Consider the following 23258-nt stretch of genomic DNA (forward strand, 5'->3'; position numbering starts at 1 on the left):
AAATCGTCACTCGAATGACACGAAGTCTCACTAAAGTTTTGACCTAAGTTAAAACCAAGGGTACAACTTCAATGAACCTCGTCTCTGAAATTAAGAAATTCGCTACGCTACCCGTGTTGTTAGGTCTAGCGATCTCCAGCGCAACCTTACAGGCCAGTGATTTGGCACCTCGTTTCACGGATGCGAACGGTGATATGGTGGCCGATGCGCCAACAGATCCTAAGGATTGGATTGATCCTAATGTTTTGATTTTTGCCTATACACCGGTTGAAGACCCTGCCGTTTACGCTCAGGTGTGGGACGATTTCTTAAAGCACATGGAAAAAGTGACTGGTAAACGTGTGCAGTTCTTCCCAGTGCAATCGAATGCGGCTCAGTTAGAGGCCATGCGTGCTGGACGCCTTCATGTGGCGGGCTTCAATACAGGTTCAAACCCTATAGCGGTTAACTGCGCGGGCTTTGTTCCTTTCACAATGATGGCACAGGAAGATGGCAGCTTCGGTTATGAAATGGAAATCATCACCCGTCCTGATTCAGGGATTGCCAAGGTTGAAGATATCAAAGGCCGTAGCCTAGCCTTCACCGCGCCAACGTCTAACTCGGGCTTCAAAGCACCTTCAGCCTTGTTATCTGCAGAGTTTGGTTTGGTGGCAGACGTGGACTTTACGCCTTCATTTTCAGGCAGCCATGACAACTCGATTCTAGGTGTTGTCAACAAAGACTACGACGCCGCTGCTATCGCTAACTCAGTGTTAAAGCGCATGGTGTCTAGAGATGTTGTATCTGAAGCCGATTACACCACAATTTACACGTCACAAACCTTCCCAACCACGGGTTACGGCTATGTCTATAACCTGAAACCTGAGTTAGCCGAAAAAGTGCAAGAAGCCTTCTTCAGCTATGAGTGGGCAGGTTCACCCTTAGAAGCTGAGTTTAAAAACTCAGGTGAGGCTCAGTTTATTCCGATTACCTACAAAGAACATTGGGAAGTGGTTCGCACGATCGATAAAGCGATGGATGTGACTTACAACTGCAATTGATTTAAGGCTCGAGCTTACGCTCATTTGGCCCCTCTTAATGAGGGGCTGTTTTTTTTGTATAGTTTAGGAGCCATTTGTTATGTTAACCATTCAATCCTTAAGTAAACGCTATAACACGGGTGATAAAGCCCTCACTCAAGTCAATATTCAGATTCCAAAAGGGCAGGTCGTTGCTCTTATAGGTCCTTCTGGTGCGGGAAAAAGTACGCTCATTCGTTGTGTCAACCGACTGGTTGAGCCGACCGAAGGTCAAGTTTTTTTGGGTGATACTCAAATTACCAAACTGAATACTCGCCAGTTACGCTCGGCTCGTCGTCGAATGGGAATGATTTTTCAGGATTATGCACTGATTGATCGTTTGTCGGTGATGGAAAACGTCCTGTCTGGCTATTTAGGCTATACCGGATTTTGGCGCAGTTTTTTGCGTCGCTATCCCCAAGACGTGATTGTCGAAGCCTTTCGTTTATTGGAGCGCGTTGGCTTAGAGTCATTTATTGATAAGCGTGCCGATGAGTTATCCGGTGGACAGCGCCAGCGCGTTGGTATTGCACGAGCCTTGTTACAAAACCCACAGATTTTATTGGTGGATGAGCCGACCGCCAGTCTAGACCCGAAAACCTCACGCCAAATTATGCGCCTGATTCGTGAGCTATGCGCGGAGCGTCAGTTGTCGGCGATTATCAATATTCATGACGTACATTTAGCACAGCAATTTGCCGACCGCATTATCGGGCTCAGAGCAGGAGAAGTTGTGTTTGACGGTCAGCCAGATGCATTGGATACAGAGATGCTAACGCTGATCTACGGAGAAGAAGACTGGAATCCGCAAATAGACGCGGATGAGGAAGAAAACGCTAAACATAAAGCACCTGATCAGATGTATATGGATTCTAAGGCGGCGTTGGTATGAAGCCTGTGTTTACCCGTACCGATTTGGCTCGCCAGGGGCAGTGGCGTCCCTTGCCATTAATTCGAGATGTGCGTTATCGCTATCTGTTGATTCTGGCTGTATTGGTGTATTTCTGCTTGGCCTTTCTCAGCATTGATGTCAATTGGGCACGTGTTGCAGAAGGCATGAGCCGGGCTGCGCGCTTCTTAGCGGCCTTTTTACAACCGGATTTTACCACCCGTAGTCAGGATATTATCAACGGCTTATTAGAATCCCTGACCATGACCTTCACCTCGACGGTGATTGGCGTGTTACTGGCGATTCCGGTGGGCGTTGGGGCCGCACGTAATATTGCGCCTTTGCCAGTCTACTTGTTCTGTCGTTCCATTATCGCGATCTCGCGTACCTTCCAAGAAGTCATTATTGCCATACTGTTTGTGGTGATGTTTGGCTTTGGTCCCTTAGCGGGCATGATTACCCTGGCCTTCGCGACGGTGGGCTTTATGGCGAAGCTGTTGGCTGAAGACATCGAAGATATTGATGAGCGCCAAGTGGAGGCCATACGTTCAACAGGCGCGCGTTGGTTGCAGTTAATGAATTATGCGGTGCAACCCCAGGTGATGCCAAGGTTGATCGGTTTGTCTGTGTACCGATTGGACATTAATTTTCGGGAATCCGCGGTGATCGGTATCGTCGGGGCTGGAGGTATAGGTGCCACGCTCAACACGTCTCTGAGTCGCTATGAATACGGAACTGCCGCGGCAATATTGATTATCATTATTGCGATTGTCATGTTAACTGAATATTGCTCGGGTTATATCCGCAGGTGGGTACAGTAATGCCAGTCCGTTATTTAGACAATTCGACATCGCTTGCAAATGCACAGTGGAGCGCTAAAACACGCAAGCAGCAATGGTTAAGCTGGTTGGCTTGGTTGCTGGGTGTTTCTTTATTTATTCTTTGTTGGAAAATGATTTCGGATAACACTCTTTGGGTCTTTGTTGAAGATGCACCCAAACAGGGAGCCGATCTCATCTCTAGGATGATTCCACCACAGTGGAGCTATACACCTAACCTTTGGCAGCCGCTGTGGGACACTCTTAACATCGCCACATTTGGCACCGTATTGGGCATCATTATGGCGTTCCCCTGTGCATTTTTGGCCGCGCGGAACACAACCCCACATCCGTTAATCCGCTCAGCAGCGTTGATGATCATTGTTTCCTCTCGCTCTATTAACTCGTTAATTTGGGCGATGTTACTGGTCACTATTCTTGGCCCTGGATTGCTAGCGGGTATTTTGGCCATTGCTTTGCGCTCCATTGGCTTCGTTGGAAAACTACTCTATGAAGCCATTGAAGAAATCCACCCAACACCCGTTGAAGCCATTACCGCAACCGGTGCAAGTCGATTGCAAGTCATGGCCTACGCTGTTTTACCGCAAGTGATGCCCGCATTTGCCGGCATCAGTATTTATCGCTGGGACATCAATATTCGTGAATCAACGGTGTTGGGGTTGGTCGGCGCTGGTGGGATAGGTCTGCAGCTCAACGCCGCAATCAATACCCTGGCTTGGGACAAAGTCAGCATGATATTTATTTTAATCTTTGCGACGGTATTAGTGTCTGAGTGGATCTCGGCTAAAGTCCGCAAAGCCTTTTTGTGAGGGTTTAACATGCGTTTAACAGATGCGAATTTAACGCTGGTCGACCTGATACGTCATGGCGAGCCAGAGGGAGGTCGCAAGTTTCGTGGCAGTACCGATCATCCTCTGAGCTTATTGGGCTGGTCTCAAATGCAAGCGGCTGTAGGTGAGTATAATCAATGGGATGCGATTGTAACGTCGCCTTTACTGCGTTGCTGCGAGTTTGCACATTGGTTAGGAGATAAGCATAACATCCCCGTGGCAGTGGAGACGGACCTGGCTGAAATGCATCTGGGCGACTGGGAGGGGCTGACCATGGCCGAAGCGAAGGCTCGTTTTCCGGCCATAGATGAATACCCAGATCAGGTTACGGCTTTCTGGGCAGACCCTTTGCATTATCCGCCACAAAATGGTGAAACCTTCCAGCGCTTTGACTTGCGGATACAGCAAGTGTGGACGCGTATTTTAGAGGCGTACAAAGGCCAGCGCGTGTTGATTGTGGCGCATTTGTTCACCTGTAACTTTATTATCCGCCAAGTGTTACAACAGCCACTCGAAAAGGCAATCTTCTTTGACTTGCCTTATGCCGGCCTTAGCCGTTTGCGCTTTGAAGACACGCCGACCAGTGAGCTTATTCAGTTGGAATGGGTGGGGCGCAGTGACATACCCAGTGCGCCGTTGAAGTCTTAGGGCTATTAAGGAATAAGGAATTAAGGGGAGCAAATATCTTAGTGTACGTTTTCGTTCCGCTGGACTTTACACCCCTTAATATGCCCAGTCCCTCAGCGCTTGCCAGTATGTAAGTAGTGAGTCCAAATCTGGCCTTGCTTTTCTGCGTCTGACCAACGGGCAGAGGTTAGTACTATGGCTTGCCGAGAGTTTAACGATGGTCTGGTGTATAACGCCGAGTTTGCCAGTGTATTTTCGTTGGAGCCAGAAAAGGCTTTATTTTAATAATGCTTTGAGATCCTTAAGCATTAGAAATAAGTGGTATGGATCGGTTGGGCTATTTTCGAAATCCCATGCTTCATACCATTGTCGAGCGGTCTCATTCTTGGCATGAACCAGCAGGCATCGAATACCTGCGATGTCAGCAGCTTGTGCGGTACGCAGCAATGCGTCTTTTAATAGAGCCTTACCTAGACCTTTTCCTTGGTGTTGTTGATCAACTGCTAAGCGTGCTAACACCATGACAGGTACGGGGTGTCGAGCTAATCCTTTTATGATTCTCTCTGGGGCGGAGCTTGGATCAACACTTCCGACTGTTAAACTGTAGAATCCCACCACTGCATCGTCGAGGCAACACACATAGGTGTGTGCACTGTTGGCCTTTTGATTGATCAGCGCATATCGTTTCAGAAATTGATCTAGAGCTGTTTGCCCACTATCAAATCCATTTACAGAGTCCGTCGGTTGAAGTTTGCGAATGGGTTGATAACGAGCCATTAATCCAGAAGCCCTGGCTGGCTAAGCAATTTTTTCATGTTCGGTTTAGCTTGAGCGGGACGATCCAGAGCATCTTGAAAAGCCGCCCATTGCTCATCACTGAGTACAAATTTTTGGCGATCTGCCAACGCTTGATTAGCTGCAGTCACTCCTGCATCCAGCAGGAACTCACTAACACTCTTATGACACGAACGTGCGGCATCCTGTAATAACTGCTTAACAGCGCTATTCGCCCGAATATCGATCCGTTCAGTCTTTGATTGATTCACATTGTTCATATTCGTCACCATCATTCTATAGGCTTAATCGTAGCGTACGTACAATATCCTGACAAGCGTTGCATTTGTATTTACTAGAGTGCAGCAGTCTATGAAAAGGTATGTTGGTATATCAACGGAGATAATCTGTTCGGTCTTTACCGTCAATCGAGTGGTGCCTTAAATCGGGTTACTCTCTCCGTTTCCTGACTGCTTCCTTATTTTACAAAGCTGCCTATTTATTTTAGTATCGATCCCGCTTTTAAAACTCTGCAAGGATGTATAGCAGAGCACATCATCAAGGAATAAGGAATTAAGATGCCCAGTCTGTTAGATCTCGCAAAAGCGTGTGAAACTAGTTATAAAACTGAACCTAAGTTAAGTAGTTGGGTCGCGCTACATGAATATGGTCCCCGTCCCAGTGGATTTTTTGGTGTGCTTTTTAGACGTCAGTTAGAGGATGGTATTTTCGAAAATATTTTAGCCTATCGAGGAACCGACGGCCTGTTAGATGGCGATATGGCCAGCAATCGTGACATACTTCGAGGGCGTATGGTGAGGCAGTATCCGGATGCCTTAGCGGCGTTACGAGATGCACTAAAGCAAAGTGAGGGTCACAAGCTGTATATCACGGGTCATTCTTTAGGGGGTGGGTTGGCCGCTCTATGTTCTGTAGATAAGTGGCGCCGGGGTGTACGTGATTTACCTACGGTGACATTCAATGCGCCGGGCGTCATGCGCAGTGCACGTTATCTTTGGGGTGAGGGCTCTGTACGATTTGCACGAGACCGTGTGTTGAATGGATTGGATTCTTATTACAATAGTCACCGAAAAGGCCTCCATGTCGTAACTGAAGGGGATCCTATCGCTCATTTTGGTTCGGCAACCATGCAAGAGTTGCTAGCTGTACCGAACCTAGAGTGCGAGGTAAAGGCGCGACAAGTCTTACCTGAAACCCATCGTCACCGTTCACAATTAGGAATGATACCCACTCTGCAGATGAGGACGAGCACCGCCCTGTGTGCGCATAGCATTCGAAATCTTGTGCAAATCCTTGAGCGTGACCCCATCCACTAGGAGCCTCTCGAATGGTCGTAATGTCTAGGCAGTTTTTATTAATTGGCAGTCTTGCCCTGTCTCTCAGCGCTTGCCAAGATGTAAGCAGTGAGTCTAAAGCTAGCTTTGCTATTTCTGCTTCTGACCAACAGACAGAGGTCAGCACTATGGCTTGCCGAGAGTTTAACGATGGTCTGGCGTATAACGCCGAGTTTGCCAGTGTATTTTCGTTGGAGCCGACACAGGCGGTAGAGATGGACCCCGGTTTGATGGCCGTGAGAGTATATTGGACTGAGATGGCAAATCATCCTGATGAACCAATGATGCAGATGCAATTGTACTTAGAACCAAGTGTGAATTTACAGTTCCCGAAAGACGAAGGTACTCATAATGTAGTAGAAACCTTAGTACGGAGCGGTTTTCGGTATTTTCCACATAGACCTTATACTTACCCAGATAGTAACGATGAGTTCAATTTTCGCTATGTGATTCAGGATGGAGAGGAGTTGGTTTCAACTTACTTACTGCGTTATCGAACAAATTTGACAAGCAGTGGCATTCAAGCAATCCAGCTGGGCACTACCTTCCGGAAAAATCCAGTGGTGTATTTGTATATTGGCGAAGATGACCCGTTGGAGAGTGGAAGAGGTCAGCTTCGCCATGATCTTGCGGCAGGAAAAAGTCATGACCCCGCTCGCTACCTCAAGCTCCGCATACCCACAGAGCTACAGCCCGTGATGCAGTCCCCTTATCGACCTTGTCAAGGAGGCGTAGCACAGCGCTGATTTTAATTTAGTACTCCATTCATTGGGTTTCTTCAGAAGAGGGTGCGTCTCAATTGTTTCCGCAGTGCGGAAACAATTTACCTAGACCTTTTCCTTGGTGTTTTTGATCAACTGCTAAGCGTGAGGAAAATAGCTGGACTTCCCCCGATTCAGTTTCGATGACTGCTTCAACTCGAAGGTCACACTATCATGAAGCTTTATAGAGGCACCATTATGACGTACAATTATCTCATGTAATTCACATTGAGGTATTCACCATGGATGAAGCCACAGACACCAAACAAGACCGTATCAATCTCCGGTTGAAACACAGCGCCAAGAGAGCGATAGAGCGTGCCGCGAGCCTTGAAGGCAAGACCGTCAGCAATTTCATCCTGACCAGTGCGTTGGCTCATGCCGAAAAAACCATTCATGAGCATGAAGTCATGAGCTTGAATAGCCGAGACTCCGAAGCCTTCTTCAATGCATTGGTCAAGCCGATCCGCTTCAACAAAAAACTGGCAGCCGCCTTCGAGGAACATGATCAGCGCGTCACCAACACATGACCGATTATTCAAATTTGGTTATACGGCCACTGGATAGTGATCATGACAGACTTGGATTTCATTGCGGTGTAGCCTCACTGGATGACTATATTCAAAAGCAGGCCCGCCAAGATGTGAAGCGCCGTGTCAGCCGGGTGTTTGCGGCAACTACGGTGGAGCGGCCGAATAGTATAGTGGGCTATTACACGCTCTCCACCCTGTCGATTGAACTCGGTCAATTGCCATTGGCTCTCGCTCGTAAACTCCCCCGGCATCCTGTTCCAGCAGCCTTGCTTGGCAGGTTAGCGGTAAATCAAGCAGCTCAGAGTCATGGGGTGGGGAAAATGTTGTTGGTCGATGCCATCAAGCGAACGCTGGCCGTCAGCGATGAGATCGCCATTTACGCGATGGTAGTCGATGCCATTGATGAGCGAGCACAGCACTTCTATGAACAATTCGGTTTTTCGCTTCTCAGCTCAGGAAACCAACGCTTGTTCCTTCCACTCAAATCCATCTAAATCTATTGATAAGGGGGTAAATTTCTTAGTGTACGTACAGTATACTGACAAATGTTGTGTTTACATCCAAGTATTCCGTACTACAAAATATGGCTTACCTAAATGTTTAATTCAGTAGCGCAATTGCATTTTGCTCAAGTCATCACTTCTCTACAGCATCAAATTATCCGCTGGGTATGCACACCGATGAAGGTGTGGGGTGAATGGTTTGCAGTCGAAAGACAGCTTTTACTGTAAGTACATACAGCACAATCAGTTAGCACCCAGTAATGGGAATCCTCTCCCTAGGATGTGAAGGGTGTCATATACCGCTGCCGCTTTTTCTCTTTAATCTTATCGATCCCCACCAAGACCAGCCCATCAATACAGTAGCCAAAGTCCGCGTCGACACTAAAGTCGAGAAAGCGTACACCGCCATCTTCACACAGCTCAGTGTATTGTTTGTACAGCGTAGGGACGGTAACTCCGTACATATCCAAACGCTCTTTCAAGACAATGAAGTCGTCTTTGGCATCTTGGAAGGTAAAGAGTTTTTGCGCTTCTTGGAGCCCTGCTTCGGAGGCGAGGTAGGGGGCATTGGCACTGGCCAGTTGTGAGATTTCACCAAAATAGTGCCGATAGTAAATGACAAGCAAGTCACGCGCGGTTTGTGGGAGCTTTGCTGAAATCGAGACAGGGCCGATCATATGGGTTATGTGGGGGTGTGAGCGTAAATACGCGCCAATCCCGTACCAGAGATAATCCAAGCTGCGGCGTCCCCAGTATTTGGGTTGCACAAAGCTGCGACCTAGCTCAATCGTGGTGTTTAAGGTGGCGTGAAACTCTTCAGCGTAACTAAATAACGTAGATGAGTAGAGGCCTTTAATGCCCAGTTCTTTCATCAGTGTATTACCATCACCAATTCGATAGGCACCCACCAACTCTAAGGCTTCATCATCCCAAAGGATCAGGTGTTGATAATGGCGGTCGAAACTGTCCACATCGACACGCTCCCCAGTGCCTTCACCCACCCGACGGAAGGTGAGTTCGCGTAAACGACCCAGTTCACGAAGAACCGTCGAATCCGGCCGATAATCGAATAAAAAGATCTGCATGCCCTCCTGAGTGACGCCTAAACGCTCGGCCTGGCGCAATTCGCGCCGTAAAGCAAGACGCTCCTCAGGATGAGCAATGGGCTTTTCGGTAACAAATAAAGGCTTTTTGTTTTTAGGAAGACGATAGACATGCTTCTTTAACAGCTTAATCTTTGTTTTTAGCGGTAAATCCGAGCCATCAAAACGCTCTAACGGGATCAGTTCACCGATGCGCACCGGCATATCTTCGGCATGTTTTTTAAACATCTCATTCACCAGCATTAAGCCGCCAATGGGGCGGTAAATTAAAGACAGTGAGTAAAATAAGGCTGAGTTTTTGCTGCTTAAATGAACGGGTAGAATAGGTGTATTGGTTTTACGGGCGAAATGCACAAAGCCACTTTGCCAAGGTCCATCTTTAATACCGGTGGCACTGGCTCTTGAGACCTCTCCTGCAGGGAAGATGATGAGCGCTTCTTCCTTCTTTAAACAATCGGTTACTTTACGCAGGGTTTGCCGATAACCGCTTTTGCTTAAGTTATCTAAAGGCAGCAGTAAAGGGCGCAAGGGCTCGAATTGCCAGAGTAAATCATTGGCGATAATTTTGACGTCTTTGCGCACTTCTCCGATCAGCTTTAACAACACTAATCCATCTAGAGTCCCAAGGGGATGATTGGCAACGATGATCACCCGACCTTGAGTTGGAATGTTTTCCTTCTCGCGTGCGGACACCAAATAACTGATATTAAAGTGTTCCAATACCTTATCGGTAAATTCAAATGCACCGAGGGCTTGGTGCTGATTTAAGAAGAGGTTCACTTCTTCTTCATGAAATAAGTGCCTGAGCATATTTAGAATCGGGCCTTTAACCATTTTGGGTTTGGTTAAGAGCTTGGGATACTTCTCAGAGATCAAGGTTTCTATGCTAATCATCGGGCAGATCCTATGGGATTATCTATAAAGATCTAACCTGATTTAGATGAAAGACACGTGACAACTGCGTGTCATTTCGATGAATCAAATGCCCCAAACAGACTCAACAAACCGCGCCACGGGCTCCTCACAACCTGATGCTAACCAAGCGGCAATCGCATCTGCCACGGGAGGAAAGACCATAGGTGTTGCACAGGGTTGTTTCAGCCACTCTAAAAGTTCATTCGGATCAAATCGCTTTAATAGGGTGCCTTTTTGCATTTGGACTAGTGCTTTGGCGTTGCAGACTTGTTCAATTTGTCCTTTAAGGGGTTTGGTGAGAATTTTTTTACCCGCGACGAGGGCTTCGCTGCACAAACCAAAACCACTGTTGCAAATGACGCCTTGGCTGGCGACAAGATCTAACGGGAATTGAGTCCGTGATAGGGGCACTAAATGAACATTCTTATAATAAAGAGGATAGTCGACCTGGGTATACACACGAAAATACTGTTCAGGGCAGCCCTGTAGCCAACTGACGACCTGTGATGTTTCTTCGAATGGCAAGTACACGAGGATCATACTAGGCTCCGCTTCGTGCGGTGCGCACGGAAGAGAGCTGATCAAGGGGGGAAGTATGGGCGCATTAAATGCCTGCCAATGGATACCAAGATAATGGGTTGCGGGAGCAAAGGCACTTAGGCTGTGTTTAAGCCAAGGAGCGCGCTGGGTTCCGGGCACCTTATACTTGAGGGCATATTGATGCGCCAGACCAACACATAAACGTTTTTGACGTTTTGCGGCCCAAGCGCTAATCGGTTCGAAATCGGTTAAAACCAGATCATATTGGTTAACATCCAGTGCACGAACGTCTCGTAAAAATTGCAGGGGTTGCGCCTGTAGAAGGGTTTGCAGGGACTGAACCTTACCTTGATCCGTTTTAAATGTGAAACCAGAAAAACACCGATAATGGCCAAATATATCCATATCGAATAGATCTCGAACCGGGCGGCCACTGAAGATAAAGTCAACGTCTATGCCTGCGCGCTGTAAGGCAGGCAGCATCGCTCGCGCACGCGTTATATGGCCATTGCCAGTGGCTTGCACGCCATAGAGGATTTTCATCTCAAACGCTCTTAAAACCCAAGAGAAGGCTGGCGATGGATACCCCTAAACAGCAGCCCGCCAAAATATCGGTCGGATAATGAACGCCCAGTAACACACGAGACACTCCGATGCTTGCCGCAACTGCAAACGCGATTAAACCGAAACTTGGATAGAATTCCGCTAACAGACAAGCAAACATAAAGGCAGCGGCGGTGTGCCCTGATGGAAAACTAAAACGATCTGAAGGTGCGATACTGGCATTTAATCCTGCAAAGCGCCGATAGGGCCGCTCTCGTTGAATCAGGTTCTTCAGCACTAGATACAAAGGCAACTCAATTAAAAAGGCAAGACTGACCCAAAGTAAAAATGCACTGCCAGTTGCACTGTCAAAAACGAAAACACCGAGTACAATCAACGCGTATAAATAGCCATCGCCACACTTAGACAGGGTTAAGCTTAAATGATGGATAGGGCGGTGTTTACCCCAATCATACAGGTAAAAAAAGAGTTGCCGATCGACGGATGTGATTTTATCCAGAGTCATCATTTTTTCACTCCTTATTTCAGTCGCTTCATTATCCTGCATGAAAAATGACAGAGGGATGACAAGTGCGTTAAAACTTAATGACGCAGACCCTTCGAAGCTTAAGCAGCGTATTAAGATTTAGCGAATATGGGTAAACTAGCCGATTTTGGATGCTGTCATGTCAGACCAGCCACTCTACTTACAACTCAGGGACCAATTGCTTGAGCACATGACGCAAGGTGCTCTTCAGCCGGGAACGCGTTTGCCTTCTGAACGAGCATTGGCTGAGACCTTCGAAACGACGCGTGTGACATTAAGACAAGCGCTGGCTCAGCTAGAAAGTGAAGGGGCTATATACCGCAGTAATCGCCGTGGCTGGTTTGTATCAGCCCCTCGACTGGAATACGATCCGGTGAAGGACATTAGCTTCACGCGTTACGTTGCCGATCAAGGTCGAGCGCCGCGAACCGAAGTCGTCGGTATTGAGTTGACGCCCGCTCCAGCACATGTTGCACAGGCATTGCGGTTGGGCGAGGTCGCCGATGTGTATTTGCTCAGACGCAAACGCTATGTTGATGAGCGCTTAGTGTTTATTGAGCGTATTTGGTTAAATCCTATCTACTTGCCGAATATCGATCAGCAACCTGTGGATGCCCTATGGAAACTGCTCAACGAGAAATATGGCATTTCGCTGAACCGAAAACAAATCACCATTACTCCGATTGCGCTCATTGGTGCTATTGCTGAAGCTTTGGATGTCAACTCGGGTTGTCCTGGATTATTTATCACTCGTTTAGGTCAAACCGCAACAGGTGACGCCATTGAGTATGATGAGGAGTATTGGCTCCACGATGTACTGACCATTCGCGTGAGTACCCAAAGTCTTTAATCCGGTTATGGGTATCTGGATTGTCATCAAGTTGTCATAAATTCTACATATTCTGATACAGCGCTATGTTTTCAAGGTATTGATTTATAGTCAGTAAGCGACTCAGGGAAAAGAGTCAGTTCATGAAACAGCCGGATGTGCGCGCAGGATAGACCGAAAACGACTCAAGAGTTCAGATGCCATGTCCACGATTAGCCCCTTATTACCCACGAATGAGCAACTCTGTGTCGAGTTATCGGCAATCTTGGCGAACAAGCGTATCAGCACCTTGTTTCAACCGATTGTGGATATACAGCAAATTGAAGTCTTCGGATACGAAGCATTAAGCCGCGGGCCTTCCGACAGTCCATTGCATGCGGCACCTATTTTGTTCGAAACAGCTGAGCGTTGTGATAAAAACAATCAACTGGAGTTGTGCTGTCTAAATTCAACGTTACAGCACTGGCATCAACACTCCCTGACCAGCAAGGTGTTTATTAACATGAATCCTGAGATGCTGATGCATCCGGGGGTTGGCATTAAAAAACTGCTGCTCAGTCTAAAAAAATACAACATTTGTGCCAGTAATATCGTGATTGAGATGTCGGAGCGCTTTCCAATCAATAATATAGCGCACTTGAAATTAGCTGTCTCTTGGCTCAGAGAGCAAGGCTTTTTGATTGCAATCGATGATCTTGGCGCAGGCTATTCTGGGTTGAAGCTTTGGTCTGATTTAAAGCCCGATTTTGTGAAGATAGATCGCCATTTTATTCGTGATATTCATGAAGATTTAGTCAAACGGGAGTTTGTGCGCTCCTTGGTCGATTTATCGGAACGAATTGGTTGTGACATCATTGCTGAAGGTGTTGAAACCAGCGCTGAACTTAAGGTGGTTAAAGAGTTAAACATACATCTTATTCAGGGCTTTTACTTTGGACGACCACGAGCGATTCCCAGCGCTTCGTTGGAACTGTGTCAAACCAAAGAGGAGCCTCAGCCCCGTGCGTATGGCCAGTTTGCACGTGATTTATCTGAGTATGTTGAACCTGTGAGTTCAACGACTTTGTTAAAACACGCCTGGGAAGTATTGCAAAAAAATCCTACCATTTTTTCCCTGCCGATCGTGGATGATGGCCGACCTTTAGGGCTTTTGCACCGTTGGCGTGTATTGGAGTTATACGGTAGCCAGTATGGTCGTGCATTGTATGAGAAACATCCCGTCATCAAATTTATTAACAAGGATTCGTTGATCGTCGATGTGAATATGTCGTTGGACGATGTCAGCCAACGCTTGATCGATGAAGACTATCACTACCTTAAACAGCACTTTATTGTGGTTGAGCAAGGGTATTATCTGGGGATGGGCACGACTCGCTCGTTGCTCAAACAGCTAACCCATCAGCGCATTCAAATTGCGCGTTACGCCAATCCTTTAACTCAACTGCCGGGCAATGTTCCGATTAAAACCGAAGTTGAACAGCGCATCGCGCAGCGCGAAAGTTTTTATTTTGCCTATGTCGATATTAATCACTTTAAGCCTTTGAATGATTACCTAGGGTACAAAGTGGGAGACACGGTCATTTTAAAGTTGAGCCTATTGCTGAAAAACACCTTTACCAGTGCTAAGGATTTTGTAGGGCATATTGGCGGCGATGACTTTGTGGTGATGTCGAGTCATCCGCATATTGAGTCTGTGTGTCATAAGCTCAGGAAGGATTTCTTTGAAAGTATCAAACATATCTATAACCCGAGCATCTTAGAGCAGGGGTATCACCTTGGCAAAAATAGAAAGGGAAAAGAGCAGAAAATGCCCTTGGCGTCTATCTCGATGGGCGTGGTGTGGATCAAAGGAGACAGCCGGATGACAGAGGATGAGTTGGCCGAACTGGCGGCGACGGTAAAATCTGAGTCGAAAACAGCTATCAATGGATACTTTCAATTAACAGCGGAATAAGCGTATTTCGCCTCTCCTGGTTTGAGTTTTATTTCATACTTTTGTCATGCTTTGGTCATTGAGACGTCATCGAAGTGTCATGAAAAGCGATTAGGCTTCTGTGATCGTTTTTTATGATGGTTTTCCCGTGAATGCATTGACACAACATACAACGCAACCTGCTCTAGAAGTTAACGGTGTCGTAAAACGTTTTGCAGGCGTTGAGGCCTTAGCCTCAGTCAACCTGACTTTACCGGCCGGGCAAGTGTTAGCGTTACTCGGCCCTTCTGGTTGTGGAAAAACCACCTTGCTACGCTGCATCGCAGGGCTAATTGAGCCATCTGAAGGCCGGATTCTAATCTCTGGCGAAGAGGTATCGGGTCCTCGTGGTTGCCTTCCGCCAGAGGCTCGACGTTTGGGTATGGTGTTTCAGGATTATGCCTTATGGCCGCACATGACCGTGGCTGAAAATGTTGCCTTTCCTCTGACGATGCAAGGTATCGCTAAACCGGAACGTCAGAAAAAAGTTGAATGGGCATTAAAAACAGTGGGTCTGCAAGAGTTTGCCAGTCGATCTCCGGGTACCTTATCCGGCGGTCAACAACAGCGTGTGGCGCTGGCTAGGGCAATCGTTAGTGAACCGCGTTTATTGTTGATGGATGAGCCCTTGTCGAATCTTGATAAGGGATTGCGAGAGGCTTTAGCGGTTGAGATACGCCGCTTGATTAAATCGCTTCACCTAACGGCGGTATTTGTCACGCATGATCAACATGAAGCCTATGCCATGGCGGATCAGGTCGCGGTATTGCATAAGGGTGTAATACAGCAAATTGCGCCAGCCCAAGTCCTCTATCGACAACCCGCGACGCCAGATGTCGCTAAGTTTTTAGACGCCGGGACTTTGATGAGTGCAACCGTCGATGCCAAAGGGCTTTGGCTTGATTCTACTTTACCACCCTTGCCTTTGTGTTTGCCTAATGCAGAGCAAGGTCACCTGCAGATTATGCTGCCGCGATCTGCATTACAGGTGTCATCGATACCCTCGACCTATCCGGTCGAGGTGTTTGCCTCGGTGTATCAAGGTGAGTTTTACAGTGTCACTCTAGAGCTCTCATCGGGTGGTCTTCGTCTGCAAATGCTGACGCAAGATGCCCCCGTCTCTCAAGGCTATCTCTATATTGATCTGCGCCAGATTCGGGCGTGGGATTCGAATAACCGTGCTATCGAACTGCGTTCCGTATCCGATCATTCTTACATTTAAAATTTGAGGTTTCGTTGTGAACACAAAACAACTTTTGGCGTCTGCTGTTTTATCGATCACCTTGGCTGCGAGTGCTCAGGCACAGTCGTTAACCGTGTATTCCGCTGGTCCTGAAAGCTTGATTAACCACCTTGCGCAGGATTTCACGGCCCAGTCTGGGATTGCCGTTAATGTGTTTCAAGGAACCACAGGGCAGGTAATGGCTCGTTTAGAAGCTGAACAAGCCAATCCCATTGCCGATATTTTGATTTCAGCCTCTTGGGATTCAGCGATTGCTTTAAAAGCGCGTGGTGATTTGTTGGAGCATGTGTCGCCAAACGCAGTGCAGGTTCCAGAGTATTTAAAAGACACACATTATGTTGCGCAAGGGGTATCGGCCTTGGCAATGGTGTGGAATAAAAACAGCCAAGTGGATATGCCAAAAGACTGGTCAGATTTAGCCCAGCCTGCCTATAACAACGAAGTGACCATGCCAGACCCCGCTCAGTCAGGTGCCGCTTTTCAATTGTTAACGGGCTTGTTGGCCTCGCAGGGTGAGGATGCAACTTGGTCATTGATGCAACAGCTGAAAGACAACAACATGATTGTACCGGGCCCGAATGCACGTGCCTTAAATCCAGTGTTACAAGGTGCGAAGTCCGTAGTGTTTGGTGCGGTGGATTACATTTCGCTCGGTCAACAAGCCGATGGCGAGGCGATTGAAGTGGTGTTTCCTGAAAGCGGCACGGTGATTGCGCCAAGACCTATGATGATTTTCAAATCGACAAAATCACCCGATCAGGCGAAAGCCTTTATTGATTTCGTATTGTCCGATGCGGGTCAAGAGCGTGTGGCTCAAAGCTATTTAATGCCAGCGAGAACCGATATTCCTGCATTGCGTCCAACGCTCACTGAGCTCAATCTGATTCAGTATGATGAAGCGCAATACGAAACGCGTCGTGAAGACATACTGCAATCCTTCAGAGCGATTTTTGGTCAGTCAAACTAATGAGATTATCGGCTTATACGATGCAAGGTGTGATGCTAGCCACGGCTGGCATCCTTTTGCTCTTGGTTGGATTGCCTTTAATCTACATTGTATTACAGGCTATTTTCCCAGATTTAAGCCGGGGCAGCTGGGCTCAGCCTTTTTCGGTGTTTATGCCAACACTAAAAGATCCTGAGCTCGCGCATTTGCTCGGCAATACCCTCAAGCTTGGTTTGGCCGTTGTGCTGGGCAGTGCCTTGCTCGCGATTCCACTGGGTGCCTTAAGAGCACTGGCGAAAGTGCCAGGCGCTGCTATTTGGGATGTGGTGTTTCTGGTTCCTTTCTTGATACCGCCTTACATTGCGGCTTTGGCATGGATGATGTCCTTACAAAACCGTGGCTACTTGCAACAACTCCTTGGGTTTAATGCCGATGCATTTTTATTCTCCTTCTGGGGGATTGCATTCGTCATGGTGCTGAATGTTTTCCCTGTGGTTTACTTTGCCATTTCAAGAACATTAATGGCTGTCGGCGGGCGTTATGCATCGGTGGGACGTGTCTGTGGTGCTGGACCATGGCGGTCATTCTTTCGAATTAGCTTGCCCTTATCGATCCCTGGTATGGCGGCGAGTTTGCTGTTGGTGTTTGTTTTAACGATTGAAGAGTTTGGAACACCCGCGACATTGGGGGCTCAATCTGGCTACTTTGTGTTAGTAACGGGCATTCATGAGCGTTTTTCCGACTGGCCTTTGGATATTCCCGGTGCGTCGGTCTTGTCATTATTGTTGGTGATACTGGCCATGGCGGCCTTTTATTTTCAGCATTGGTTGGTCACGCGCCGTTCTTACATTTCGGTGACGGGTAAGCCGTCTGCGATTGAACAGATTGAACTAGGTCGTTTGAAGTGGCCGGTGTTTATGCTGTTTATGTTGGTTGCGTTTATTTCAGTGGCGGTTCCGATTTTAGCGGTGCTGGCAACGGCGCTCTCCTCGACCTTATCGGGTGGGTTGAGCTGGAGTAACCTATCACTGCGGCATTTTGAGGCGTTATTTGATAACCGTGCAGGTGCGCTGCAGGCCTTGTCGACCAGTCTAGGTTTGGCTACGGGGGCGGCGCTGTTAACGGGAATTCTGGGTGCCTTGATTGGCTATTTAGTGGTGCGAGCGCAAGTTAAAGGCCATAAGCTTTTGGATTTCCTATCGTTATTGCCCAATGCGATGCCTGGGATAGTGATTGCTGTGGGGTTAATTCTCGCGTGGAATCAAACGCATTGGCCGATTCAGGTGTACAACACCAGTGCCATGCTGTTGTTGGCCTACACCTGTTTGCTACTGCCATATCCGGTGCGTTATGCTAGTGCAAGCTTCCGGCAAATGAGTGAAAATCTTGAAGCCGCCGCGCGAGTCTGTGGGGCTGGGTTTATTCAAATGTTTATCCGAGTGTTGCTGCCCGCCTTATCTCCGGCACTGATTGTGGCGATGCTACTGGTGTTTGCGATCGCGTCAAGGGAGCTAGTTGCCTCGCTCATGGTTGCTCCAGCAGGCCTGACGACGGTATCAACCTTTGTCTTCGGTCAATTTGAGCAGGGGTCACCTGGTTTGGGGATGGCGATGAGTGTTGTGGCCATTTTTAGTACGACATTTCTCTTATTGGTATTGACCCTGTTGGGGCGTCGTCGACTGAGTGGTGAATATTAACGTTAATACCTGACAGAATCAGAGGGGCGGAACAACGAATGCGTTTTATTGGCAAGTTACTCGCCCCTGTGGTTTTCTGGATTGCGTATGCGTTGTTTCGCTCACCTTTTGCCCGCAGTGGAAAAGCCCAACACCAAGGCGTGATGAAGCTTTTCCGGTATGCTGCCGATCATGACAACCGTCGTGCTTTATCCGTTTACGGACATTTGCTGCATTTCCGAGGGGAGGGCGTTAGTAACCGTGTGCAGGGTGCTATTTACTTGCAGCGCGCTGCTGATTTAGGGGATATGAAAGCGCAATATCAGATGGGTCGGGTATTTGAGCAGGGCTTCGAGCATTATTTTCAGCCGGATGGTGTAAAAGCCAAACAGTATTATGCGCTCGCGGCCAAACAAGGGCATATGTTGGCACAGCGTTGGTTGGAGCAGAGTGATGTGTAAGGGCTCCAACCGTTTGTCAACGTACTAGTCTTTACTGCCTGCTCTGTCAGCCAGCACTTCAATCCATATCGCACTTGCTAAATGTTTACGTATTGCGGCATTCACTTGGTCTAGAGTGACAGCAGCAAAGTCATTATTGCGCTTGATCCAGTCGTGATAGGTGTGTCCTCGATAGGTTTGATTGGGTAGCTGCGCTAAAATGATTTGGTCTTGGCCAAGCGCTAATTGTCGCTCTTGAAAAATTGTCTGTTTTGCCTGTAATAGCTCCTCTTCCGTAATGCCAACCTCGATCAACTTTGACACTTCATCTCTTACTAAGTCAGCAAACTTTTCACCTTGCGTCATCGGGTAGCTCGACTCTATATTAATCCAACTGTCTGTTCCTAAATTGGCAATTTTAATCGACGTTCGAATACCATAGGTTAGCCCTTTATCTTGGCGAAATCGCTTGCTTAAACGTGACTGGGTAGGATGGCGGCCAAGTACACGTTCAGCTTCTAAAGCGAGCAAAAAATCTAGTTTTCCGAGTCCGAGTCTAACATCGCCGAGTAGCGTGTGCGGTCATAACTTGTCGTCGCATTGAATTGTATGCCGCGCTGGGACAGTTCTTGCGTGAGTGCTTCGCCTGAGCGCTGCTCGGTGCCCCTGAACATCAGATGTTCGAGCAAGTGAGCGGTTCCACTTTTGCCCTCTGGGTCATCTAAGGAGCCGACTTGATAGATCAAATTGAAGAAAACGGCATCTCCTGAAGCATCGGGTGCGAGAATGATTTTCAAGCCATTGGCTAGTCGGTATTTGGCAATATCACCCCGTTCCGCCACTTTTTCCAGTGCAACTGAATATGTTGAGGCCATCAGTAGTAATAAGGCGAATAATACAGACTGAACTCCATTGTTTTTAAGCATTTCGATTCCTGTTCATTGATTTGTTGTCTGAAACTTACTTTTTAACGTTAGCTATTTCTGAACAGTCTTTAGTCATTCAGAAATAGCTGTATCAAGTCTTATATCTTCAGAAATAACGCCTTTTTCCAAGGCAATGATGCGTTTGACAAGAGCAACTGTCTCTCGGCGGTGTGCAATAACAATACGTGTCATTGATAAGGCTTGAAGATTTTGAACCACATGGTGTTCGCCATGTAGGTCAAGGTGACTGGTTGCTTCATCTAATGCCAGAATGACTGGTTGCTTATAAAGGGCACGTGCCAATAGTAGCCGTTGTTTCTGACCGCCGGATAAACCGCTACCCATTTCAGCAACGAGTGTTTGGTAACCCATCGGCATGTTGATAATGGCTTTGTGGATATTCGCTTGTTTCGCTGCAGCTTCTATTCGCTCTTGTGTCGCTTGTGGATCAAAGCAGGCGATGTTTTCAGCCAAAGAGCCTGCCATCATTTGATCATCCTGCATCACTACTCCAACTAGATTTCTCAATGCCGTTGGCCCTAATTGACGCAGAGAGATACCCCCAATGCGTATGTCGCCTTCTGTTGGTGTTAGTAGCCCTAGCATTAACTTGAAAAGAGTCGATTTTCCGCAACCTGAGCGACCGACTAAGGCAACTGAGTCGCCGGCATTCACTTTGAGATTTAAGTCTCTTATTACCCAAGGTTCACTATCTGCGTAGCGAAAAGAAACATTGATAAATTCAATAGAGGGTTCGATTCTGGTTAAGTCTGTTTCCATGAAGTTGTCGGGCTCGGGTGGCTCAAGAGCAATATCTGCTAAACGCTCTGCGTGCAATGAGAGCATTTTGATTTCCACACCTAAGTCGATGAGTTTGCTTGCGCGGTTAGTGAATTGACTTTTATAGGCTAAAAACGCGAGTAACATCCCGAGTGTTAGTGTGTTGTCCAGTACAGCAAGGCCGCCAATATAGAGGATAAACATGCCTTCAAGACCAAAAATCAATGTGTTGCAGCCTGCGAAAACGAGTAATATTTTTTGTGTTTTTAAGTCTCGATTTTGTACATCGGTTAAAAGGTTTTGCCAAGTGGCGAGCCGTAAGGGAGTCGCATTAAAGAGTTTTAAGGGTTGGACAGCGCGGATTGTTTCTAGGAAATAGGCATTCTCTCGTGTTGCTAACACTATGCGTTCTTCTGTGGCGTTACGCAATGGACGGTAAAAAACGAGCCGTAAGAGGCTGTAAAAGACAACGGCAATTAGCACAATGCCTGTCAGTGCTTTGTTGTAAAGTAACATCATGCCTAGCGTTATGAGTGCCACAAGTGCATCAAGCACAATGGTGACAGCACCCTGAGCCAGAATATTGCGAATAGCTCCTAGAGATTGGAATCTCGCTGTTATGTCACCTAGGTGGCGCTTTTCAAAATAGGGCCAAGGTAGGCGTAACAAATGGTGAAAAAAGTTGCTGGTCCATTGCAAGGTTAGCTGTTGATTTAGGCGCAACCCCATCCAGCCTTGTGCCATGCGTAATGCAAAGTCAATAATTAGCAGTAGGCACCCACCCAGCACGACCAGTAACAGTAAATCATAATCGGCTGAAACAAGAGCATGATCAACAACCCATTGAGTAACTTGCGGAGACAAAAGAGCGATAACTTCTAAAGCGAGAGCCAGTAAAAGAATATTACCGAGTGCTCGCTTTAGACCTAGAATTCGGCCTGTAAGGTCTCTTAGTCGTAATCGAGGTTTTTGTTGAGCGGGTTGAAAGTTAGCACTTGGCGTGAGTTCCAAAGCAACACCTGTAAAGCAACGAGACACCTCATCCATTCTTAGTTTTCTACGGCCAACGGCTGGGTCAAGAATTATTATGTGGTCTCGTTTAACTTTTTCCAACACAACGAAGTGGTTTAGATTCCAGTGGAGAATACAGGGCAAGCGCAGTTGTTTAATTTCATCAAGTTCCAATCGCAGAGGACGACAAGAAAAATTAAGCGCCTGGGCATAGTTGGCAATTTGTGCTAAATGGCTACCTTTGACAGAAATAGCAAAACGGCGCCGTAACATAGAAAGGTCCAAATGCAGGCCATATGCACTTGCAATCATAGCTAGGCAGGCAAGCCCGCACTCTTGGCTTTCAGCTTGTAAAATGGCTCTCATATATCAAATTACACTGAGTTCTTTTGCAATTTTTCCTGTTTGAGGTATTGAACTAAATTTCTCGCTTATTAGTTCGATAACATCATTCAAGGCAAGTTGAAAAAGCAGTTCATGTAATTTGCTGGTTGGATAATCAGAGAATTCATCAATGATATCTTTTACCCTACAAGGGTTATGATTATTTATGTAAGTAATGAGATTCTGTGCAATATCATCGACATTGAGCCTGTTACCATTGACTATCATCTGCCCATTCGAAAATGGATGAAGCATGTTTACATTGAGTCGGACGTGTTGTGAATCTTTGAGTTGTTTTACTTTGTTATTGGCTAAAACACCTAAAGAGATTTTAGAATCTACTCGCTGCTGTCCAATGTAATCAGCCATAAACCTTTCAAACATATCACGGTTTGGTATTAATGCACTAAATTCACGTCCAAAGGATTCAAGCGATATTTGGCTACCTTCATAACTATGTAAATTTCGACGCCCTTCTAGCATATCGGGAGCAAATTGAATGAGCCAACTCAGATAATCAAATCCTGTTGGAGCAAAAGTACCAATTGCTAAGTGAAAAGTTTCACCATCAAGTGGTATAGGGTTATGCCACCATCCACGAGGGACATAGAGTACATCTCCAGCTTCAAGAATTATATCCCAGTATACCTCTTCTGGCTCTTTGGCATCTGCTATATTCTTGGTTTGCTGCATATAAAGAGGTAACTCAAAAGTTGGTTTCTTTAAAATCCAACGCTTGCGACCTTTTATCTGAACTGCAAATACATCTCGAGTATCCCAATGGGATCTATAGGAAGACTTTGCACTAAATGCGGCATAGCCACTGGTGATCACTTGAGCATTTGCAAATTGAGCAATCTGTCGGGAAATATTACTTACTAAAGGCTCATTTCTAATTCTGTTATATACTAGGGTTGCGCCCTTTCGCATATAGTCATAAACTACCGGCTTTATAAATCGGTGCTCTACTTTCCCAACGTTAATATAGGCCTCAACATATTCCTCTTTGGGAACCTCGTAGCCATTCATTAATTTAAAACTTTGATCTGATGCATCTGCACGTTCATATATTTCGCTGATTTCGTCCCAGCTAATATTTAAACTATGAATAGATTGCTTGAATAATAAGGGTTTTTGATAGACATAGTCTGAAAAGAATACATCTTTTTTAATTCTGAATTCTATGTGATTATTTTCCATTATTAGCGCCTATTTGTATTGGCATTTTTCTTAT

Annotated in this window: 25 protein-coding genes; 16 read left to right on the forward strand and 9 right to left on the reverse strand. The window is 46.7% G+C overall.

The window, feature by feature from the left end; all coding sequences use genetic code 11:
* The first annotated feature begins 71 nt into the window (after positions 1 to 71).
* The 5 genes from phnD (at position 72) to DN062_RS10065 (ending at position 4264) form a co-directional block, all read left to right on the forward strand.
* The gene (phnD, locus tag DN062_RS10045) at positions 72 to 1040 is read left to right on the forward strand and encodes a phosphate/phosphite/phosphonate ABC transporter substrate-binding protein (protein ID WP_112159193.1); all 969 of its coding nucleotides are present in this window, start codon (positions 72 to 74) and stop codon (positions 1038 to 1040) included.
* Positions 1041 to 1119: 79 nt separating this feature from the next.
* Entirely contained in the window at positions 1120 to 1950 is an 831-nt protein-coding gene (gene phnC, locus DN062_RS10050; RefSeq protein ID WP_112159194.1) for a phosphonate ABC transporter ATP-binding protein, read from the forward strand.
* Positions 1947 to 2768: a phosphonate ABC transporter, permease protein PhnE gene (gene phnE, locus DN062_RS10055; RefSeq protein WP_112159195.1), complete on the forward strand. Its 822-nt coding sequence runs from the start codon at positions 1947 to 1949 to the stop codon at positions 2766 to 2768. The genes phnC and phnE (DN062_RS10055) overlap by 4 nt, the downstream gene beginning before the upstream one ends.
* Positions 2768 to 3595: a phosphonate ABC transporter, permease protein PhnE gene (gene phnE / locus DN062_RS10060; RefSeq protein ID WP_112159196.1), complete on the forward strand. Its 828-nt coding sequence runs from the start codon at positions 2768 to 2770 to the stop codon at positions 3593 to 3595. Before phnE (DN062_RS10055) ends, phnE (DN062_RS10060) begins: the two co-directional genes overlap by 1 nt.
* Positions 3596 to 3604: 9 nt before the next feature.
* Positions 3605 to 4264, forward strand: a complete 660-nt coding sequence (locus tag DN062_RS10065) for a histidine phosphatase family protein (RefSeq protein ID WP_112159197.1) — start codon at positions 3605 to 3607, stop codon at positions 4262 to 4264.
* A gap of 255 nt (positions 4265 to 4519) precedes the next feature.
* On the opposite strand, the gene DN062_RS10070 is transcribed toward DN062_RS10065, so the two are convergent.
* The gene (locus tag DN062_RS10070; protein WP_036513510.1) at positions 4520 to 5020 is read right to left on the reverse strand and encodes a GNAT family N-acetyltransferase; all 501 of its coding nucleotides are present in this window, start codon (positions 5018 to 5020) and stop codon (positions 4520 to 4522) included.
* Complete coding sequence (locus DN062_RS10075) at positions 5020 to 5298, reverse strand: type II toxin-antitoxin system TacA family antitoxin (RefSeq protein ID WP_112159198.1); 279 nt, start codon at positions 5296 to 5298, stop codon at positions 5020 to 5022. Before DN062_RS10075 ends, DN062_RS10070 begins: the two co-directional genes overlap by 1 nt.
* A gap of 297 nt (positions 5299 to 5595) precedes the next feature.
* Here DN062_RS10075 and DN062_RS10080 point away from each other — a divergent pair, with 297 nt between their 5' ends.
* From DN062_RS10080 to DN062_RS19075, 5 genes are all read left to right on the forward strand, one after another.
* Complete coding sequence (locus DN062_RS10080) at positions 5596 to 6354, forward strand: lipase family protein (protein ID WP_112159199.1); 759 nt, start codon at positions 5596 to 5598, stop codon at positions 6352 to 6354.
* 11 nt (positions 6355 to 6365) lie between these two features.
* Positions 6366 to 7118 (forward strand): hypothetical protein, encoded by a 753-nt coding sequence (locus tag DN062_RS10085; protein ID WP_112159200.1) that lies wholly within the window; start codon positions 6366 to 6368, stop codon positions 7116 to 7118.
* 257 nt (positions 7119 to 7375) lie between these two features.
* The gene (locus tag DN062_RS10090) at positions 7376 to 7663 is read left to right on the forward strand and encodes a type II toxin-antitoxin system TacA family antitoxin (RefSeq protein ID WP_112159201.1); all 288 of its coding nucleotides are present in this window, start codon (positions 7376 to 7378) and stop codon (positions 7661 to 7663) included.
* 14 nt (positions 7664 to 7677) lie between these two features.
* Positions 7678 to 8160 (forward strand): GNAT family N-acetyltransferase, encoded by a 483-nt coding sequence (locus DN062_RS10095; RefSeq protein WP_239995758.1) that lies wholly within the window; start codon positions 7678 to 7680, stop codon positions 8158 to 8160.
* A 102-nt stretch (positions 8161 to 8262) separates the two neighbouring features.
* Positions 8263 to 8397: a hypothetical protein gene (locus DN062_RS19075; RefSeq protein WP_275668119.1), complete on the forward strand. Its 135-nt coding sequence runs from the start codon at positions 8263 to 8265 to the stop codon at positions 8395 to 8397.
* A 47-nt stretch (positions 8398 to 8444) separates the two neighbouring features.
* Here the strand turns inward: DN062_RS19075 and olsF are convergent, their stop codons facing one another.
* The 3 genes from olsF to DN062_RS10110 form a co-directional block, all read right to left on the reverse strand.
* Positions 8445 to 10166, reverse strand: coding sequence for a bifunctional ornithine lipid synthase OlsF (olsF, locus tag DN062_RS10100; protein ID WP_112159203.1), 1722 nt, complete (start codon positions 10164 to 10166; stop codon positions 8445 to 8447).
* Positions 10167 to 10250: 84 nt separating this feature from the next.
* A complete protein-coding gene (locus DN062_RS10105; protein ID WP_112159204.1) occupies positions 10251 to 11270 on the reverse strand; it encodes a glycosyltransferase family protein in 1020 nt (339 codons plus the stop codon).
* A 1-nt stretch (position 11271) separates the two neighbouring features.
* Positions 11272 to 11799, reverse strand: coding sequence for a phosphatase PAP2 family protein (locus tag DN062_RS10110; protein WP_112159205.1), 528 nt, complete (start codon positions 11797 to 11799; stop codon positions 11272 to 11274).
* Between the two features lie 157 nt (positions 11800 to 11956).
* Here DN062_RS10110 and DN062_RS10115 point away from each other — a divergent pair, with 157 nt between their 5' ends.
* From DN062_RS10115 to DN062_RS10140, 6 genes are all read left to right on the forward strand, one after another.
* Positions 11957 to 12667 carry a UTRA domain-containing protein gene (locus tag DN062_RS10115; RefSeq protein WP_112159206.1) on the forward strand — a complete coding sequence of 237 codons (711 nt, stop codon included), beginning with the start codon at positions 11957 to 11959 and terminating at the stop codon, positions 12665 to 12667.
* 181 nt (positions 12668 to 12848) lie between these two features.
* Positions 12849 to 14600 (forward strand): GGDEF domain-containing protein, encoded by a 1752-nt coding sequence (locus DN062_RS10120; RefSeq protein WP_112159207.1) that lies wholly within the window; start codon positions 12849 to 12851, stop codon positions 14598 to 14600.
* A 127-nt stretch (positions 14601 to 14727) separates the two neighbouring features.
* On the forward strand, positions 14728 to 15840 hold the full coding sequence (locus DN062_RS10125) for an ABC transporter ATP-binding protein (RefSeq protein WP_162301286.1): 1113 nt from the start codon (positions 14728 to 14730) through the stop codon (positions 15838 to 15840).
* A gap of 16 nt (positions 15841 to 15856) precedes the next feature.
* Positions 15857 to 16828 (forward strand): ABC transporter substrate-binding protein, encoded by a 972-nt coding sequence (locus tag DN062_RS10130; RefSeq protein WP_112159209.1) that lies wholly within the window; start codon positions 15857 to 15859, stop codon positions 16826 to 16828.
* Complete coding sequence (locus tag DN062_RS10135; RefSeq protein WP_112159210.1) at positions 16828 to 18504, forward strand: ABC transporter permease; 1677 nt, start codon at positions 16828 to 16830, stop codon at positions 18502 to 18504. Before DN062_RS10130 ends, DN062_RS10135 begins: the two co-directional genes overlap by 1 nt.
* A 38-nt stretch (positions 18505 to 18542) precedes the next feature.
* Positions 18543 to 18944, forward strand: coding sequence for a tetratricopeptide repeat protein (locus DN062_RS10140; protein WP_112159211.1), 402 nt, complete (start codon positions 18543 to 18545; stop codon positions 18942 to 18944).
* A gap of 24 nt (positions 18945 to 18968) precedes the next feature.
* Here DN062_RS10140 and DN062_RS10145 read toward each other — a convergent pair whose 3' ends face one another.
* From DN062_RS10145 to DN062_RS10160, 4 genes are all read right to left on the reverse strand, one after another.
* Entirely contained in the window at positions 18969 to 19454 is a 486-nt protein-coding gene (locus tag DN062_RS10145) for a peptidase M16 family protein (RefSeq protein ID WP_112159212.1), read from the reverse strand.
* A 5-nt stretch (positions 19455 to 19459) separates the two neighbouring features.
* Entirely contained in the window at positions 19460 to 19849 is a 390-nt protein-coding gene (locus DN062_RS10150; protein WP_112159213.1) for a M16 family metallopeptidase, read from the reverse strand.
* A 72-nt stretch (positions 19850 to 19921) separates the two neighbouring features.
* Positions 19922 to 22006 (reverse strand): peptidase domain-containing ABC transporter, encoded by a 2085-nt coding sequence (locus DN062_RS10155; protein WP_112159214.1) that lies wholly within the window; start codon positions 22004 to 22006, stop codon positions 19922 to 19924.
* A gap of 3 nt (positions 22007 to 22009) precedes the next feature.
* Complete coding sequence (locus DN062_RS10160) at positions 22010 to 23224, reverse strand: JmjC domain-containing protein (RefSeq protein ID WP_112159215.1); 1215 nt, start codon at positions 23222 to 23224, stop codon at positions 22010 to 22012.
* Between the last annotated feature and the right edge of the window lie 34 nt (positions 23225 to 23258).

It is taken from the genome of Nitrincola tibetensis (genome assembly GCF_003284585.1).
Lineage (GTDB): Bacteria > Pseudomonadota > Gammaproteobacteria > Pseudomonadales > Balneatricaceae > Nitrincola > Nitrincola tibetensis.